At 68.0% G+C, this 15943-nt stretch carries 21 protein-coding genes; 12 read left to right on the forward strand and 9 right to left on the reverse strand.

Features of this window, described 5'->3' with window-relative positions:
• Window positions 1-53 precede the first annotated feature (53 nt).
• Entirely contained in the window at window positions 54-1064 is a 1011-nt protein-coding gene (locus AC07O0_RS01070) for a hypothetical protein (protein WP_494619316.1), read from the forward strand.
• 6 nt (window positions 1065-1070) lie between these two features.
• Here AC07O0_RS01070 and AC07O0_RS01075 read toward each other — a convergent pair whose 3' ends face one another.
• Window positions 1071-1997 carry a bifunctional helix-turn-helix transcriptional regulator/GNAT family N-acetyltransferase gene (locus AC07O0_RS01075; protein ID WP_494619317.1) on the reverse strand — a complete coding sequence of 309 codons (927 nt, stop codon included), beginning with the start codon at window positions 1995-1997 and terminating at the stop codon, window positions 1071-1073.
• 148 nt (window positions 1998-2145) lie between these two features.
• On the opposite strand from AC07O0_RS01075, the gene murI reads away from it, so the two are divergent.
• The 5 genes from murI to rpsD all read left to right on the forward strand — a co-directional run bounded on the left by murI (window position 2146) and on the right by rpsD (window position 5992).
• On the forward strand, window positions 2146-3009 hold the full coding sequence (murI, locus tag AC07O0_RS01080; protein ID WP_494619318.1) for a glutamate racemase: 864 nt from the start codon (window positions 2146-2148) through the stop codon (window positions 3007-3009).
• 70 nt (window positions 3010-3079) lie between these two features.
• Window positions 3080-3301 (forward strand): hypothetical protein, encoded by a 222-nt coding sequence (locus AC07O0_RS01085; protein WP_494619319.1) that lies wholly within the window; start codon window positions 3080-3082, stop codon window positions 3299-3301.
• A gap of 193 nt (window positions 3302-3494) precedes the next feature.
• Window positions 3495-4484, forward strand: coding sequence for an alpha/beta hydrolase (locus AC07O0_RS01090; RefSeq protein WP_494619321.1), 990 nt, complete (start codon window positions 3495-3497; stop codon window positions 4482-4484).
• Between the two features lie 16 nt (window positions 4485-4500).
• Window positions 4501-5166, forward strand: a complete 666-nt coding sequence (locus AC07O0_RS01095) for an antibiotic biosynthesis monooxygenase family protein (protein ID WP_494619323.1) — start codon at window positions 4501-4503, stop codon at window positions 5164-5166.
• 208 nt (window positions 5167-5374) lie between these two features.
• Complete coding sequence (rpsD, locus tag AC07O0_RS01100) at window positions 5375-5992, forward strand: 30S ribosomal protein S4 (protein ID WP_152012763.1); 618 nt, start codon at window positions 5375-5377, stop codon at window positions 5990-5992.
• 75 nt (window positions 5993-6067) lie between these two features.
• Here rpsD and AC07O0_RS01105 read toward each other — a convergent pair whose 3' ends face one another.
• Together AC07O0_RS01105 and AC07O0_RS01110 are read right to left on the reverse strand one after the other, a co-directional pair.
• Complete coding sequence (locus AC07O0_RS01105; RefSeq protein WP_494619324.1) at window positions 6068-6925, reverse strand: heparin lyase I family protein; 858 nt, start codon at window positions 6923-6925, stop codon at window positions 6068-6070.
• A 107-nt stretch (window positions 6926-7032) separates the two neighbouring features.
• Window positions 7033-7749 (reverse strand): MgtC/SapB family protein, encoded by a 717-nt coding sequence (locus AC07O0_RS01110; protein ID WP_494619326.1) that lies wholly within the window; start codon window positions 7747-7749, stop codon window positions 7033-7035.
• Window positions 7750-8019: 270 nt separating this feature from the next.
• On the opposite strand from AC07O0_RS01110, the gene AC07O0_RS01115 reads away from it, so the two are divergent.
• Window positions 8020-8265 carry a hypothetical protein gene (locus tag AC07O0_RS01115; RefSeq protein ID WP_494619328.1) on the forward strand — a complete coding sequence of 82 codons (246 nt, stop codon included), beginning with the start codon at window positions 8020-8022 and terminating at the stop codon, window positions 8263-8265.
• Window positions 8266-8354: 89 nt separating this feature from the next.
• Here AC07O0_RS01115 and AC07O0_RS01120 read toward each other — a convergent pair whose 3' ends face one another.
• A complete protein-coding gene (locus AC07O0_RS01120; protein ID WP_494619329.1) occupies window positions 8355-9023 on the reverse strand; it encodes a Spy/CpxP family protein refolding chaperone in 669 nt (222 codons plus the stop codon).
• 239 nt (window positions 9024-9262) lie between these two features.
• Here AC07O0_RS01120 and AC07O0_RS01125 point away from each other — a divergent pair, with 239 nt between their 5' ends.
• On the forward strand, window positions 9263-10261 hold the full coding sequence (locus AC07O0_RS01125) for a P1 family peptidase (RefSeq protein WP_494619330.1): 999 nt from the start codon (window positions 9263-9265) through the stop codon (window positions 10259-10261).
• Window positions 10262-10302: 41 nt separating this feature from the next.
• Window positions 10303-10668, forward strand: coding sequence for a VOC family protein (locus tag AC07O0_RS01130; RefSeq protein WP_494619332.1), 366 nt, complete (start codon window positions 10303-10305; stop codon window positions 10666-10668).
• 84 nt (window positions 10669-10752) lie between these two features.
• On the opposite strand, the gene AC07O0_RS01135 is transcribed toward AC07O0_RS01130, so the two are convergent.
• A complete protein-coding gene (locus tag AC07O0_RS01135; protein ID WP_494619334.1) occupies window positions 10753-11010 on the reverse strand; it encodes a YjhX family toxin in 258 nt (85 codons plus the stop codon).
• Between the two features lie 268 nt (window positions 11011-11278).
• Here AC07O0_RS01135 and AC07O0_RS01140 point away from each other — a divergent pair, with 268 nt between their 5' ends.
• Window positions 11279-12067, forward strand: a complete 789-nt coding sequence (locus tag AC07O0_RS01140; protein WP_494619336.1) for an ATP12 family chaperone protein — start codon at window positions 11279-11281, stop codon at window positions 12065-12067.
• A 5-nt stretch (window positions 12068-12072) separates the two neighbouring features.
• Complete coding sequence (locus AC07O0_RS01145) at window positions 12073-12462, forward strand: DUF1801 domain-containing protein (RefSeq protein ID WP_494619337.1); 390 nt, start codon at window positions 12073-12075, stop codon at window positions 12460-12462.
• On the opposite strand, the gene AC07O0_RS01150 is transcribed toward AC07O0_RS01145, so the two are convergent.
• The 4 genes from AC07O0_RS01150 to AC07O0_RS01165 are packed head-to-tail and all read right to left on the reverse strand — an operon-like array spanning window position 12463 to window position 14421.
• Window positions 12463-13068, reverse strand: a complete 606-nt coding sequence (locus AC07O0_RS01150) for an ATP-dependent Clp protease proteolytic subunit (protein ID WP_494619338.1) — start codon at window positions 13066-13068, stop codon at window positions 12463-12465.
• Between the two features lie 52 nt (window positions 13069-13120).
• Complete coding sequence (locus AC07O0_RS01155) at window positions 13121-13462, reverse strand: SRPBCC family protein (RefSeq protein ID WP_494619339.1); 342 nt, start codon at window positions 13460-13462, stop codon at window positions 13121-13123.
• Window positions 13459-13770: an ArsR/SmtB family transcription factor gene (locus AC07O0_RS01160; RefSeq protein ID WP_494619341.1), complete on the reverse strand. Its 312-nt coding sequence runs from the start codon at window positions 13768-13770 to the stop codon at window positions 13459-13461. Before AC07O0_RS01160 ends, AC07O0_RS01155 begins: the two co-directional genes overlap by 4 nt.
• A 54-nt stretch (window positions 13771-13824) precedes the next feature.
• Window positions 13825-14421 (reverse strand): LysE family translocator, encoded by a 597-nt coding sequence (locus tag AC07O0_RS01165; RefSeq protein ID WP_494619343.1) that lies wholly within the window; start codon window positions 14419-14421, stop codon window positions 13825-13827.
• A gap of 97 nt (window positions 14422-14518) precedes the next feature.
• Between AC07O0_RS01165 and AC07O0_RS01170 the strand changes: the two genes are divergently transcribed.
• Window positions 14519-15898, forward strand: coding sequence for an aminotransferase-like domain-containing protein (locus AC07O0_RS01170; protein ID WP_494619345.1), 1380 nt, complete (start codon window positions 14519-14521; stop codon window positions 15896-15898).
• Window positions 15899-15943: the final 45 nt, after the last annotated feature.

The raw sequence follows: 15943 nt of genomic DNA on the forward strand, positions 1-15943 counted from the left end.
CCGCCCGGTCTTTGCCACCATGGCGAGGCTGGGGATCGATGCGGAGCCTAATGATGCGCCTGTCGCTCATTCTCGCCGGCGTCCTGCTGGCCTCACCGGCATTCGCCGCCGGACCTTATGCGAAATTCTCGGTCGGCAACTGGGCCGGCGGCGCCTTCACCAACAACCAGACCGGCGATTTCTCGCACTGCGCCGTCTCGGCCAGCTACAAGAGCGGCGTCACCATGCACGCCTCGCTCAACGGCAATTACGGCTGGAATCTCGGCTTCTCAAACCGCGCCTGGGGGCTGAAGCCGGGCGACGAGGTGCCGATGGAACTGGTTTTCGACCGCAACGACACCGTCCGTATCAACGCCAAGGCGGTGCAGCCGCAGCTCGTCGTCGTCACCATGCCGGCGAACTCGAACATCGTCCGCGCCTTCCGCGGCGCCGAATTCCTCGAAGCCAACATGCTCGGCGCGCGCTACACCTTCCGCCTGACCTCGACAGCCGAGATCATGCCGGCGCTGCTCGACTGCGTGAAGGCGAACGCCAATCTGAAGGTCGCGCCGGGGACGCCGGCGCCCGCGCAAGGCGGCGGCACGACGACGGCGACGGCAGCCGACCCGGCGATCCAGCTCGAGGCGGTGACGCTCGCGACCAATTTCCTGCTCAAGACGCAACTGCCCGAACCGAAGGTTTTGAGCGGCCCTGAGGCGCCGGCCAGCCTCGGCGGCAACGGCGCCGGCTGGCGGGCCAAGGGCGCGACCGGTGTCGTGCGGATCCTGGCCAATCCGAACCAGAAGGATGTCGATGTCGCAGCCGCGGTCTCCGCCGCCGATGCGCGCGGCTGCCAGGGCAGGTTCGCCTCCGGCCGGACCACCGATACGGTCGAGGGCAGCAGCGTGCTGCGCGGCTTCTCCTCCTGCGAGAATGGCGGCGATGCCCGCTATTCCGAATTCTACGTGCTGCCACGCAAGCAGGGTGGCTTCGTGATGTTCTCGGTCGTGACCACGGGCGACGGCTCGCTGCACCAGCAGCGCCGCGCCGATTTCCAGCGCGCGGCGCTGACCTCGGCGCAGTGACGGCCGCTACAGATCCCGCTCCCAGTTCTGCCCGACCAGATCCTTGCCGAAGGAATGGTGCTTTTCCTCCGCCATCAGCCTGAAGCCTTCGGCGATATAGATGGCGCGGGCTGCGTGCAGGATGTCGTTTGTCCAGAGCGTCATGCGGCGATAGCCGGCAGCACGGGCGAAAGCGATCGCCTCATGAACCAGCCGTTTGCCGAGGCCGAGCCCCTGAGCCCTTGTCTCGACCAGCACGAGCCGCAGCTTCGCCACCTCGTCGCTTTCATGCACGACGAAGGCCGATCCGACCGGCTCGCCATCGAGCTCGGCGATGAAGCAGCGCTCCTGCCCGGGCTTGAACTCGCGCAGGAACTTCGCCGCGATCTCGGCGACCAGCGCCTCGAAGCTGATGTCCCAGCCATAGACCTCGGAATAGAGCCTGGCGTGCGCCGAGATCACCCAGCCGATATCGCCGGGGCGGTGCTCACGGATCGTCACCGATGGCTGCGGGCTGGCGGCGCCCGACAGCAGCGTCTGCGCCCTCTCCAGCGCCGAGACGAGGCTCGCTTGCTCGCCCGTGCCGAGACGCAAGAGGATCGTGTCGGCCTGCCGGCGCGAGGCATCGTCGAGTGGCGCGAAGGCCTCGTGCCCTGCTGCCGTCAGCTTCAGCTCATAGGCCCGTGCGTCACCATCCGCCCTCGCCCGCTCCAGCCAGCCGAGATCCGTGAAGCGCTTCAGCAGGCGCGAGAGATAGGCCGGATCGAGCCCGAGCTCGCGCGCCAGTTCCCCGGCCCGCCAGCCGTCGCGCTGCGCCAGCTCGTAAAGCACGCGCCCCTCGGTCAGCCCGAAGCCGGAGCCGTGCAGGTCGCCGCCCAGCGCCCCGATGAAGCGGGTGTGGAAACGGCCGAAACGGCGGATCGCCGCAATGGCGGGTGTGTCGGTGGTGGACATGGCTGACCTCCTCATCCCGCGGTGAGAAACGCCACTTAATGGACAGAGTCAACTAAATTATCAATGGGCCCGAAGCGAAGCGTTCACCGCTCCTTAACCGGCCGGGAGCCCAATCGAAGGCTTGGCGGACGTAGTGAGTACGAGTGCGATGCGGGTCGATCTTCTGGCCGGAGCCGGCTATGCCGCGCCGGTGCTCTCCTTGCGAACCCCGACCATCCTCGTCTTCGATTCCGGCCTCGGCGGATTGACCGTGCTGCGCGAGGTCATGCGCCAGCGCCCGGATTCCGACATCGTCTACGCCGCCGACGATGCCGCCTTCCCCTATGGCCGCCTCGACGAGCAGGCCCTGGTCGTGCGCGTGCTCGCGGTGATGGAGCGCCTCGTCGACCGCTTCCACCCGGATCTCGTCGTCATCGCCTGCAACACCGCCTCGACTCTGGTGCTGCCGGCCTTGCGCGCCCGCTTCGCCATTCCCTTCGTCGGCACCGTCCCGGCGGTGAAGCCGGCCGCCGAGCGCACCCGCAGCGGGCTGATCTCGGTGCTGGCGACGCCCGGCACCGTCGCTCGCGACTATACCCGCGACCTGATCGAGCATTATGCCAATGGCTGCGAGGTCACCCTGGTCGGCGCGCGCAACCTCGCCGGTCTGGCGGAAGCGGCACTGAAGGGCGAGCCGGTCGACGATGTCGAGATCGCAGCCGAGATCGCACCCTGCTTCGTCACCCGCGACGGTCGGCGCACCGATGTGGTGACGCTCGCCTGCACGCATTATCCGCTGCTGCTGGCGCGCCTGCAGCGGCTCGCGCCCTGGCCGGTCGAGTGGATCGACCCCGCCCCGGCGATCGCCCGGCGCACGGTGCAATTGCTCGGCTCGGCCCAGCCGCGCCCGGACCCCGCCTCGACCGTCGCGGTCTTCACCGATGGCGCGCGCTTGTCCGGCCCGGCCCATATCGCGCTCGCCGGCTTCGGCCTAGCCCGGATCGAGACCGAGCCACTGCCGCTCGCAATCTGACCATAATTTGGAACTGTTCTGATCTGGAGGCGTTATCGACGCCACCGGTACCTCTACGAGGGAGGACAAGATGAGAAAGCTGATCTTCGCCATCGCCCTGGCCTGCGGCGCGCTGTTGCTCGGCCCTGGCCTGACGGGCGAGGCCCAGGCCAAGCCGAAAGGCTGGCATGGACATAAGGGCCACCATTACGGCCATAGCTACGGCCCGCGCCGCCACCATGGCTGGAATCGCGGCCGGCATCTCGGCTGGTACAAGCATCCGCATCACCGCCGCGCCTATTGGCGCTACTAGGAACAATCAGAACAGGCTCGCCCTGGCGGGAAGCATCTCGCCACTAACCCTACGGCGATGACCGAAGCGATCGCGCAGAACAGCGCGAGGTCATCCGGGTTATTCTCTGGCGATCATCAGGAGCCGCGAGCACGGCCGAAGGCGGCCTTCCGCCTTCGGTCCCTGCGCGCGCCCGTATCGCCGGAGAACTGCCTTGATCGCTGCCGACATTGCCTTGCTCGATCCCCGGGAAGAGCATTTTCTGATACCGGGCCCGATCGACGGCCTGCTGCTGTTCCTACGCCATCTGCCGGCGCCCACGACGACGTTCGTGCCACGCCGCGCCGTCCTTTACATCCATGGCGCGACCTTCCCCTCGGCGCTGTCGATTGCCCATCGTTTCGACGGACGCTCCTGGCGCGATGCGCTCTGTGAGGCCGGCTTCGACGTCTGGGGGCTGGACTTCTACGGCTATGGCCATTCCGGCCGCTATCCAGCGATGGACGAAGCGGCGCCAGCGAACCCACCACTCGGCAGGACCGACGAGGCTGCATTGCAGATCGAGGCTGCCGCCCGCTTCATCCTTGGCCGCGCCGGTCTCGACCGGCTCTCCCTGATCGCGCATTCCTGGGGCTCGATGCCGGCCTGCCGCTTTGCCGGAGCTCATCCCGACCAGGTCGATCGCCTCGTCCTGTTCGGGCCGATTGCGCAACGCGAGCCGTCTGGCAACGCGTCTTCGCCCGGCTTGCCGGCCTGGCGGCTGATCACGCTCGACGATCAGTGGCGGCGCTTTATCGAGGACGTCCCGGCCGGCGCCGAGCCTGTCCTGTCGCGCCGGCATTTCGCCGATTGGGGCGAGTGCTATCTCGACAGTGATCCGCAAGCGCGCTCACGCGAGCCAACCGGCGTCAGGACGCCCGCCGGCCCGGCGGCCGATATCGGCAAGGCCTGGCAGGGGGCGCTGCCTTACAATCCCGCGGCGATCCGTGCTCCCGTCGCGATCATCCGCGGCGAATGGGACAGCCTGACCACGGATGCCGATGCGCGCTGGCTCTTTGACGCCTTCACCGCCTCGCCGTTGAAGCGCGACATCAAGCTCAGCCGCGGTACGCATCTGATGCATCTGGAGACGATGCGCTTTGCCCTCTGGCAGGAGAGCATCGCCTTCCTGTCCGGCGCCAACGCGCCGGCCCTCGCAGCTTGAACCGACGGAGAAGCCGATGTTTTCCGTGATCTTCGAAGTCCACCCCCACGCCGATCGCAAGGACGAGTATCTCGCTCTCGGCAAGCAACTGAAACCGATCCTCGAAAGCATCGATGGCTTCATCGACAATGAGCGCTTCGAGAGCCGCCTGCGGCCAGGCTGGGTGCTGTCGCACTCCTCCTGGCGCGACGAGAAATCGCTGGTCCGTTGGCGTGCCCAGGGCGAGCATCACGCCGTGCAGCGCAAGGGGCGCGACGAGGTGTTCGAGGATTATCACCTGCGCATCGGCGAGGTGATCCACGACGGCGTTCCGCAAGAATACTCATCAGAGGGCCAGCGCCTCGACGAAACCGAAACCGGCGTCGCCAAGGTCGCGAGCTTCACCGAAATCACGCCGGGAGACGGAATCAACTTCGGCGAACGCCTGGATGAACTGCCTCGCCAGATTGGCTTGACCGGCTTGCTCGGCCTGGTCGAGCACGATCTCTTCGCCAGCATCTACAATCCCGGCAAGCTCGCTTTGCTCGCCTCCTGGCGCGATGCCGGGGCGGCCGGGGCTTTCGTGCCGAAGCCGATCGCCGGCGCGAAGGCCTTGCGGCACCGGACGGTACGAGTCATTCGCGACTATGGCCGCTTCGACCGGCGCGAGGCGCCGCAATATCATCCGCCGGTGCAGCGCTGAGCCACCCGCCGGCAGCAGAAATCTGTCCTTCGGGTTTGACAAATCGCGCCGGCAGTGCTTGTAAGCCGGCGTCACGCGGCTCCTCACGGGGCCGCGTGGCTTTTTCCGCACCCGTGATCCGCTTCTCTTCGGAGGCCGGATCTGTCGCCCCGGAGACGGGGACAGGAGGGCGCGGTCCTCACCTCGCGAACCATAGAGGACACGCGACATGTCGAAGCGCCATGAGGCGAAGTACAAGATTGACCGCCGCCTCGGTCAGAACATCTGGGGCCGTCCGAAGTCCCCGGTCAACCGCCGCGAATACGGCCCCGGCCAGCACGGCCAGCGCCGCAAGGGCAAGCCGTCCGACTTCGGCACCCAGCTGCGCGCCAAGCAGAAGCTGAAGGGCTATTACGGCTCGATCTCCGAGAAGCAGTTCCGCCGCTACTACGCCGAGGCGATCCGCCTCAAGGGCGACTCGGGCGAGAACCTGGTCGGCCTGCTCGAGCGCCGTCTCGACGCGGTGATCTACCGCGCCAAGTTCGTCCCGACTGTCTTCGCCGCCCGCCAGTTCATCAATCACGGCCACATCACCGTGAACGGCAAGCGCGTCAACATCGCCTCGTACCAGGTCAAGCCGGGCGACGTGATCGCGATCAAGGAGAGCTCGCGCCAGCTCGCCATCGTGATCGAGTCCGCCGCCCTCGCCGAGCGCGATGTGCCTGACTACATCGACGCCGACCACACCAAGTCGACCGCCACCTACACCCGCACCCCGACCCTGACGGACGTGCCCTACGCGGTGCAGATGGAGCCGAACCTGGTCATCGAGTTCTACTCGCGCTGATCACGGCTGCCGGGGTGGTTCGCCACCCCGCTTCCGGTCTGTTTCAGGAGAGGGCTTCCCGCCCTCTCCTTTTTTTTATTGGCCGCTGCCGGCGAGCTTGTCCCAGACCGGGTGTCCCGCCGGGTCCTGCGTCCAGAAGGCGATGTCGTCGAACAGGATCGTCTGGCTGACGCCCGGCAGCGCATCGCGATAGATGCCGAAGCGCGGCTGCGTGTCGATGAAGGGCTTGCCGTCCTTCATCGTTCCATAGCGCGGATAGCCGAGCACACCGCGGAACTCGGGGCAGGCCCGCCCGTCGAGCCAGAGCCTGAGACGGCTTTCCCCGGCCTGCTGGCTCGGCCGGATCATGACGTTGACGCGATGCCAGCGATCGGGCTCGACCGGCCAGTCGCCGCAGAACTGCGCCTGGCCGAGACTGTCGCCGCAACTGTCGGTCCCGGCCGTCTTGGCCCGGAACACCGGCTTGCCATTGTCCGAGTCGACCTCGATCTTGAACAGCGGGTTGGCGGCGTCGCAGATCTCCTCGCCGCCCCGGCCTTTCTCGTAGCGCAGGTCGATGTTCTGCTTGATCTGCTGGATCACGGTGCGATTGCGCCGCGGCGCCCATGGGGCTTCGACGCGGAAGCGGAAGCTGTACCAGCTCGTAGCGTCGAAGCGGATCAGCTCGGAGGTCATCTGGACTTCCGACCGCTCGGTCGGCGTCGAGCCGGGATTGGGGTCGTAGGCGTCGCCGGGCTTCACCGTGATCGCCAGCGCCGGCCTGTCCTGCCCGGCGCGCTCGCCATCGACGCAGCGGATACGATCCGCCCGCACCGCCTTGTCGAGCTGGCCCGAGACCTTCCACTCCTTGGGATTGAGGCAACCGGCAGCGAAGCTCGTCTGGAAGGCGGGGGCCGGCGCCTCGGCAAGGCTGGGACCGCCGATGAACGACACGCCGCAAAAAAACACCGCAGCCAAGCAGCTGCGACCAGTCGCGATCCTCTTCATCCAGCCCTCGCCTGCCATCGCCCAAAGCGAGCTTACCGGCACGGCTGCAATGATCAATCGCTGGTGCTGCTCTCCCAGGTCGCGTGAGTGACGCCGGCCACGCGCTCGATGCGCTCGACCACGGCGTCGAGCTCCTTGCGCTCGACCGCCGTGCTGATCAGCGTCGCGACGATCTCGATCGCGTCCTCGCCGCGCTCGACGGTCTTGACGTCGCCCACCGGGTAGCTCGCCTGCTCGAGCAATTCGACCATGGCCTCGCGCACCGACGGCAGCGCCTCCGGATCGGTGGTGACGACGACCTCATAGGTCGCTTCCGATGCCTTCTCGTTGATCGGCGTCCGGTTGATCGCGTTGACCAGCGGCCGCAGCAGCGTGTTGCCGGCGATGACGAAGACGGTGACGAGCGCGCCCTCCGCCACCATGTCGGCGCCGGTGCAGGCGCCGACCGCAGCGGCGCACCAGAGGGTCGCGGCGGTGTTGAGGCCACGGACGTTCATGCCCTCCTTCATGATCACCCCGGCGCCGAGGAAACCGATGCCGGAGACGACATAGGCGATCACGCGGATCGCGCCATCCGCGCCGGCGAGCCGCATTGCGAGATCGACGAAGGCGGCCGCACCGACCGCGACCAGCACGGTGGTGCGCAAACCCGCGGTGCGCTGCCGGTATTGCCGCTCGGCGCCGATCAGCGCGCCGAGCACGAAGGCCGCGAGCAGGCTGACGACCGAGTCGAGGAAGGGATAGAGATCGAAGGTCTGGATGAAGCGCATGCGCCTGCCTCCCGGTGACGGCGGCGCGCTTCCGATCGCCGCGACCGGCCGCCTATAGCGGGCACGTTGTGACAGTTCAATGAAGCACGCCTGTCAATGCCTGCCACTGCGGCAGAGCGTTGATTCGGCATCTCAGGCGGAGACGGCAGCACCCTGGCCGGACTCGCGAATTCAGCTCGGCGGCGCCCGGCCGCGCGCACGTCAGGAGGGCATGACGTTGCGTCGCGACTCAGGTTAGCGTTCAGACCCCGCCATAGGGACCATCGCGCCATGAAGACGCTTATCCTTGCAGCCCTCGCCCTCGGCCTGTCGAGCGCCGCCTTTGCCCAAAGCCCGAGCTGCAATGCCCAGGCCGCCGAGAAGAAGCTCGCCGGCGCGGCCAAGACCAGCTTCGTCACCAAATGCGAGAAGGACGCCGGCGCGGCCTGCGACAAGCAGGCGGCCGACAAGAAGCTCGCTGGCGCCGCCAAGACCAGCTTCACGACGAAATGCGTGAAGGACGCGGTCGGCACCTGACTCGCGTCGCGGGACGCCTCATCGGGCGCCTCCAAAAGAAAAGGGCGACCCTGCCGGACCGCCCTCGCTTCTCCTGATACGCCATGCCGTCAGGTGCGATCGTCGTCGTCATGGCCGCGATCGCGCCAGCGGCGCGGACCGCGGTCGTCGTCGCCATAGCGGCCGCGATCATCGCCGCGGCCGTGCCATTCCATCCAGCGCCCGCGCATCTCGCGCATGCGCTCGCGCCCTTCCGACATCGCCTGGCGCACGGCCCGGCGCGCCACGGTCTTCTGCTCGTCCGAGAGCGTCGACCAGAGCGGGCGCACCGCGTCCGCCATCTCCTTGCTGCGGGCGGCGCGCTCGGCCTGGCGGTTCGCCCTCATGTCGAGCCGCTCCATGATGTCGGCGTCGCGATAGGTCTCGCGCTGCTCACGCATCTTGGCGAAGCTCTCCCGGCGCTGCTCGGCGCTGCGCTTGATCAGCGCCTCCAGCTTCTCGAAGGCCGGCACCTGCTCCGGCTTCAGCTTGAGGTCGGTGCGCAGCTGCGCCAGGCGCTCGTTCATCCGGGCCGTGGCGCGCTCGGCCTGGCGCTGGCGCCACTCCTCGCGGCGGTCGGAGCGATCGCTGCGCTCGGCCCGGTCGCCGCGCGGCTCGCTCTGCTGCTGCCCCGGCGGGTTGCTGCCGGGCGCGGGAGGAATCGGCTGCGGCTGCGCGATCGCCAGCGTCGCGGCCACGGCCGCGGCACTGGAAGCGACGATGAGGGCAATGCGTTTCATGAAGGCTCTCCGTCTGCTGCTATCGAATACGGTTCGCTGGCGGGTCTCGAAGCCGGGTCGCGATGCCATCACGGTGCCGCAGTCGGCCTCACCCGGTCATGGCGCCAAGGTGACAAGATCGTAATGTCGGCACGACGCGCCAGCGAGCGTGAAGTTCCGGCGGGTCGCAGGACGACACCGAATCGGGGCACCATTGCCGCAAGGCTCGTGTCTCCACTGAACGGCAAAGAGTTCCAGCCATGCGCAATCTCATCACCGATGTTCGTGGCATTGTCGTGGGCAATGCCGAGGACGCCGCTGCCGCGACCGGCGTCACCGTCGCCCTGTTCGAACGGCCGAGCATCGCCTCCGTCGCCGTGCTCGGCGGCGCACCGGGCACGCGCGACACCGCGTTGCTCGAGCCGGGCATGACGGTCGAGCATGTCGACGGGATCATGCTGTCCGGTGGCTCGATCTGGGGCCTGGCCGCGGCCGATGGCGCGATGAGCTGGCTCGCCAGGCGGGGCCGAGGGTTTTCGATCGGCGGGTATCGCGTGCCGATCGTGCCGCAGGCGATCCTGTTCGATCTCAACAATGGCGGCGACAAGCCTTTCGCTCGCGGCGACGGCGAGGCGCCCTATCGCGCGCTTGCCGAGAAGGCGTGCGCCGCCGCCGCCGCCGAATTCGTGCTCGGCAGCGTCGGCGCCGGCCATGGCGCGACCACCGCCAACCTCAAGGGCGGGCTCGGTTCGGCCAGCGCCGTCGCCGCGACCGGCCAGATCGTCGGCGCACTGGTTGCGGTCAACGCCGTCGGCTCGGCCACGATCGGCGACAATCCGCACTTCTGGGCCGCCCCTTACGAGCGGGACGACGAATTCGGCGGCCGCGGCTGGCCGATCGCGATCCCGCCCGAGGACCTGACCTTGCGTTTCAAGGGCGGCCCCGGCGCCAACACTACCATCGCTTTGGTCGCGACCGATGCCGCGCTGACCAAGGCGCAGGCCAAGCGCATGGCGCTCTGCGCCCATGACGGGCTCGCCCGCGCGCTGCGGCCTGTGCATGCCCCGCTCGACGGCGATGTCGTCTTCGCCGCCGCGACCGGCCATAGCGGCGCGCCCTCCGACGCCTATGCCCTGACCGAGCTCTGCGCCACCGCCGCCGACGTGCTGGCGCGTGCCGTGGCGCGGGCGGTATACTGCGCCAGCGCCCTGCCCTTCCCGGGCGCCAGGCCGGCCTGGCGCGACAGGTTCGGCGCATAGGCGGCCTGCCTGCGGCCGCCGCGATGCGAGGGAGCGAGCCGATGGCCAGCGTCCGCTATTTCGTGATCGAGGTCGATGAAGCCGTGCACTTCTATGTCGACAGGCTCGGCTTCACCCTCAGGCAGCAGTTCGGCCCGGCCATGGCGATCCTCGGGCGCGGCGACCTGACGCTCTGGCTCGCCGGCCCCGGTGCCTCGGCCTCGCGGCCGATGCCGGATGGAGGCAAGCCGATTCCCGGCGGCTGGAACCGCTTCGTGATCGAGGTCGAGAATCTGGCGGAACTCGTGGAGGCCCTGCGCCGCAAGAGCGTGCCGTTCCGCAACGAGATCGTGGTTGGGCCCGGCGGCAAGCAGATCCTGTGCGAGGATCCGTCGGGCAATGTGATCGAATTGTTCGAGCCGGCCTGACCGCTTGCGCGCATCGGCCGGTCAGCCGCCTCACATCCGCGGGCCCCGAATTGAAACGGGAGGGCTTGCGCCCTCCCGCCTTGGTCACCGGTTGTCGGCCTGCGAACGGACGGCGAGCCGTCCCTGTTGCGAGATCCGGTAAGGGCCGCCCTGGCGCGACTCGATCAACCGTTTTCGCCGGAGCCCGGCGAAGATGGCGAGCGTGCAGTCGCTCAGGACGTAGCCTTCATGGGTGAAGCAGTCGATGTGATGGATGCGGCCGTTCTCGCCGCGAAGATGGCGGATCTGTCCGCCACGGGCCAGCACGTGCAGCACGCGCTGCTCGCCCCGCGAAATGTTCATGTTGGTAGAGCCTGTGCATGGAACCATGACAAGCGCAGCAGTGAAGGCGGGCCTTGGGCTCCGCTCTTTCACCCGGCGCTGGATCAGGTCTCGCCGCAGCGAAACCTCACCGGGTTCCCACAGTCTCCAACATAAAACCCTCTTGCGTATCGCCCGGGCGCCTCGCATCCGGGGAGGAGGCGTTTAGGCGAGCACCCGGCTCGCATCAATGCCGCACAGCCGTGCGAAGCCGTTTCGCGCCCGCCCCCGGATGCGCTATGACGCCGGCATGTCGACCGATGATTTCCTCGCCCGCTTCGGCGCCGCCGGCCAGCGCCAGCCCGATCCCGTCGCCGCCGCCCAGCAGGCGATGCGCAACCCGCTGCCCAAGCGCTTCTACGAGAAGGCGGACGTGCTCGAACGCGACGGGCTGTTCCATGTCGCGCTCGACGGCCGCACCGCCCGCACCCCGGCCCGCAAGCCGCTCGCCGTCGCCTCGCGCACCGTCGCCGAGGCGCTGGCAGCGGAATGGGACGCCCAGACCGGTGAGATCGACCCCGCGCGCATGCCGCTGACCCGACTGGTCAACTCGGCGCTCGACGGCGTCGCCGACCAGCACGAGGCGGTCCGCGCCGAGATCGTCCGCTATGCCGGCAGCGATGCGCTCTGCTACCGCGCCGGCGAGCCGGAGGCGCTGGTCGAGCGACAGGATGAAATCTGGAACCCGCTGATCGCGGCGCTCGAAGAGCGCATCGGCGGCCGCTTCGTCATGGCGCAGGGCGTGATCTTTGCGCAGCAGCCGCAAACGGTGCTCGATGCCGTGGCCAAACGCGTCGCGATGATCCCTTCCCCGGTCGCGCTCGCCGGCGCCCACAATGTCATGACGCTGACCGGCTCGACCATTGTGATGCTCGCCATCGCCGAGGGCCTGATCGACGCCGAGACGGCCTGGACCGCCGCCCATCTCGACGAGGATTACCAGATCGGGATCTGGGGACAGGACGAGGAAGCAGCCGAGCGCCGCGCCATTCGCCGCAAGGAATACGATGCGGCCGTGCTGCTGCTGACGAAAGGCTAGAGGCGATGATCCCGGGCGCGCCCAAGGCCGACAACCCGGAAGACTACATCGCCCAGCTGGATGGCTGGCGGCTCGCCACGGTCGAGGCCCTGCGCGCCGCGGTGAAGGCGGCCGCTCCGCTCGATGAGCGGATCAAGTGGACCCATCTGGTCTATTTCTCGAACGGGCCGGTGCTGCTGATCCGGGCTGAAGCCGCGCGCGTCCTCTTCGGCTTCTGGCGCGGCAAGCGCCTGCGTCATATCGAGCCGCGGCTGAAGCCGGGCGGCAAGTTCGAGCTCGCCACCATGGTCCTGCGCGAGGGCGATGCGGTCGATGCCGCCGTCGCGACCGAACTGGTACGCGCCGCGGTCGCGCTCAATCACGAGATCGGCGATCCCAGCAAGCCGAGCACCTGATCAGGCTGCCGCCGGGGCTTCCGTCAGCACGCGGTCGATCAGCCCCCATTCCCTGCCTTCTTCCGCGGTCATGAAGCGGTCGCGGTCGAGCGTGCGCTCGACCTCCTCCTCGCTGCGCCCGCAATGCTCGGCATAGAGCCGGATCATCCGGCGCTTGGTCTTCTGGATCTCCTCGGCATGGATCAGGATGTCCGAGGCCTGCCCCTGCGCGCCGCCGAGCGGCTGATGGACATGCAGGCTGGCATTGGGCAGCGCCGCGCGTTCGCCCGGCTCGCCCGCCATCAAGAGGAAGGAGCCCATCGAGCGGGCCGTGCCCATGCAGAGCGTGTGCACCGGCGAGCGGATGTAGCGCATCGTATCGTAGATCGCGAGGCCGCTGGTGACCACGCCGCCCGGCGAGTTGATGTAGAAATGGACCGGCCGCTTCGGGTTCTCAGCCTCCAGGAACAGCAATTGCGCGCAGACCAGCGCGGCGCTCCCGTCATTGACCTCGCCGTTCAGGAAGACGATCCGCTCGCGCAGCAGGCGCGAATAGATGTCGAAGGAGCGTTCCCCGCGGGTCGACTGTTCGACGACCATAGGGACGAGCTGCATCGTGCCGTGCATCGACGACCTCCTCAGTTCCAGGATGTTGATGGGCTGTTTGCGAACTGCGCCGTCAGGCGGCGCGCAGCATCAGCGGCTGGTTGCTGTTCGCGGGTGCTGGCGGCTGGCTCAGCCTCGCATCGGTCAGGCTATGGATGATCCGCAGTTCCGTCCCGCCCTCGTTCGGGGCGAGCTGGAAGATCACGGTGCTTTCGAGGAAGGGCGGCTCCTCCTCCCTCAGCCGGTAGCGCACCTCCTCCCCCGGCACGAAAGAGAGCGCCTCGACCTCGGCCGGCAGCCAGCGCTCGCGGAAGGCGGGGATGCTGAGCGCCCGCCAGACCTTCTCCGGCGGGGCATCGAGCTGATATTCGAACACCAGCTGCTTCGTCCGATCCTGCGTGTCGCTCTCGCTCATTGGTCCATGTCCCGCAGCAGATCCTTGAGGGCATCGATGCGCGCCGGCCAGTAGGCCCGGTATTTCGCCAGCCATTGCGCGATCAGGGCAAGCCCGTCCGGGTCGACCTCGTAGTTGACGAAGCGCCCCTGCCGTTCCTCGCGCACCAGCCCGGCGGTACGCAGCACCGCAAGATGCTGCGACATCGCCGGCTGGCTGATCGTCAAGCCCTCGCGCAAGGCGCTGGCGTTCATGCCGCCGGCCGCGAGCTTCTCGAAGATCGCCCGGCGGGTCGGATCGGCCAACGCCTTGAAGATGTCCTGCTCCATGGCAGATACATAAGCATACACTTATTTCATTCGCAAGTTGCCTCGAACCGCCCGTCAACTCACCAGGATCGGATAGAGCGAGGCGGCGAGGAGCAGCGCCATGACGATATTGAACACGCGCTGCCGCGCCGGATCGGCCAAGAGGCCGCGCAGCAGCGTGCCGCCGACGGCCCAGACGGCGATGCAGGGCCCGTTGACCAGGGCGTAGACGATCACGACGATCGCCAGGTTGAGGAAATAGCCCTCCGTCGGCGTGTAGGCCGCGACCGCCCCGACCGCCATGATCCAGGCCTTGGGATTGACCCATTGGAACGCCGCGGCCGCCGGAAAGCTGAGCGGTGGCGCAGCCTCGGCTCCGGGCTCCAGCGGCGCCGACCGCGCGATCTTCCAGGCGAGATAGAGCAGGTAGGCGCTGCCGGCACAGCGCAGGACGTCGTGCAGGACAGGGATGGCGCTGAACAGGCCCCCTAACCCGAGCCCGACCGCAAGGACGAGCCCGCAGAAGCCGAGATTGATCCCGAACAGCAGCGGCAGGCTGGCGCGAAAGCCGTGATTGGCGCCGGAGGCCAGCAGCAGCGTGTTGTTCGGCCCGGGCGTGATCGAGGTCACGAAGGCATAGCCGACGAAAGCAAGGAGGAGTTGCGGCGTCATGTCCGGTCCAGCGTTGGAAAACCTCGCGTCGGTGATTGTGCATGTGACACTTCTTGCATAGACTAAAAAGTGTCCCATGACGCAATTTCGAGGTGACATGCTCCTTGCTTCGCCTTGGCAGCCCCGCCTCATGGACGGCAGCGGCTCGGCCAGCGAGCGGCTGGTCGAAGCTCTTGCTTGCGATATCGCCGACGGCTCGCTGCCGTCGGGCGCGCGCCTGCCGGCCCATCGTCCCCTCGCCTGGCAGCTCGATATCGGTATCGGCACGGTGACGAAGGCCTATGCCCAGCTCGAACGCCGCGGCCTCGTCCGCAGCGTCCGGGGCCGCGGCATGTTCGTCGCGGGCCTGTCACAGGCGGCCAGCCGCATGATCGATCTCAGCATCAACGTGCCGCCGCAGCAGCTCAGCGATCGCCTGCTTGCCGCCAGCCTGTCCGATCTCGCAAGGCGGCTCGACGCCGACAGCTTCGGCGCCTATGCGTCACCCGCCGGCCGGCTCGACCATCGTGCGCTGCTGGCCCACTGGCTGGCGCCGACAGGCCTCACTCCTGCGCCCGAGCGGCTACTGATCTGCAACGGCGCCCAACATGCGCTTGCGATCGCATTCGCGATCACCTGCAGCCCGGACACCGAATTGCTGACCGAGGCGTTGAGCTATCCCGGAGCGATCGCCCTCGCCCGCCGGCGTGGGCTGCGCCTGACCGGCCTTGCCATCGACGGGGAGGGCCTCGTCCCACAGGCGCTCGACAAGGCCTTGCATCAGGTGGCCGCAGCCGGGCGGCGCGCCGTGCTCTACATCACGCCGACCCTGCATAATCCGACGGCGGCAACGATGGGCGAGGCACGGCGCCGCGAGATCGCGAGGCTCTGCCGGGCGCATGACGCGGTGATCGTCGAGGACGACATCCATGCTGTCCTGGCCGAGCCGGGCACGATAGCGATCGCCGCGCTCGCGCCCGAGCGGACTCTGCATGTCTCGGGATTGTCGAAAGTGCTGAGCCCGGGCCTGCGTATCGGCTCGCTGCACGTGCCAGAGCCTTGGCTGGAAGCGGCTCTCGCCGAGCTCGCCGCCACCTGCACCATGGCGTCGCTGCTCTCCTGCCTGATCATGGAGCGCTGGCTCAGCGAGGGCACGGCCGCTTCGGTCGCACGCTCGATCCGCGACGAGGCCAGCCGTCGCGTCGCCATGACGCGCGAGCTCCTGCCGCCCGGGATCGCCATGAGATCGGGCAATGGCTTCCATGTCTGGCTGCCAATGGCGCCGGAGCGGGCGAAGGCCCTGCCGGTCCGCGCCGCCGCCTCGGGCATCCTGCTGCCGGCTCCGGAGATATTCCTTGCCGATGCGCAGGCACCGGCCTCAGGCGTGCGGCTCAGCCTCGGCGCACCGAAGCTCGACAGGCTGCAGGATGCGCTTGTCAGCTTACGTGGCCTGCTTCTCGACAGCGGCAGCGCTCCGCAGAGCCGGGCGATGCCGTGATTGGCGTGGCAGTGCACAAAACTCCAGCCGCATGCTGCGAAGGCC

It is taken from the genome of Allobosea sp. GW821-FHT10B12 (assembly GCF_059415545.1).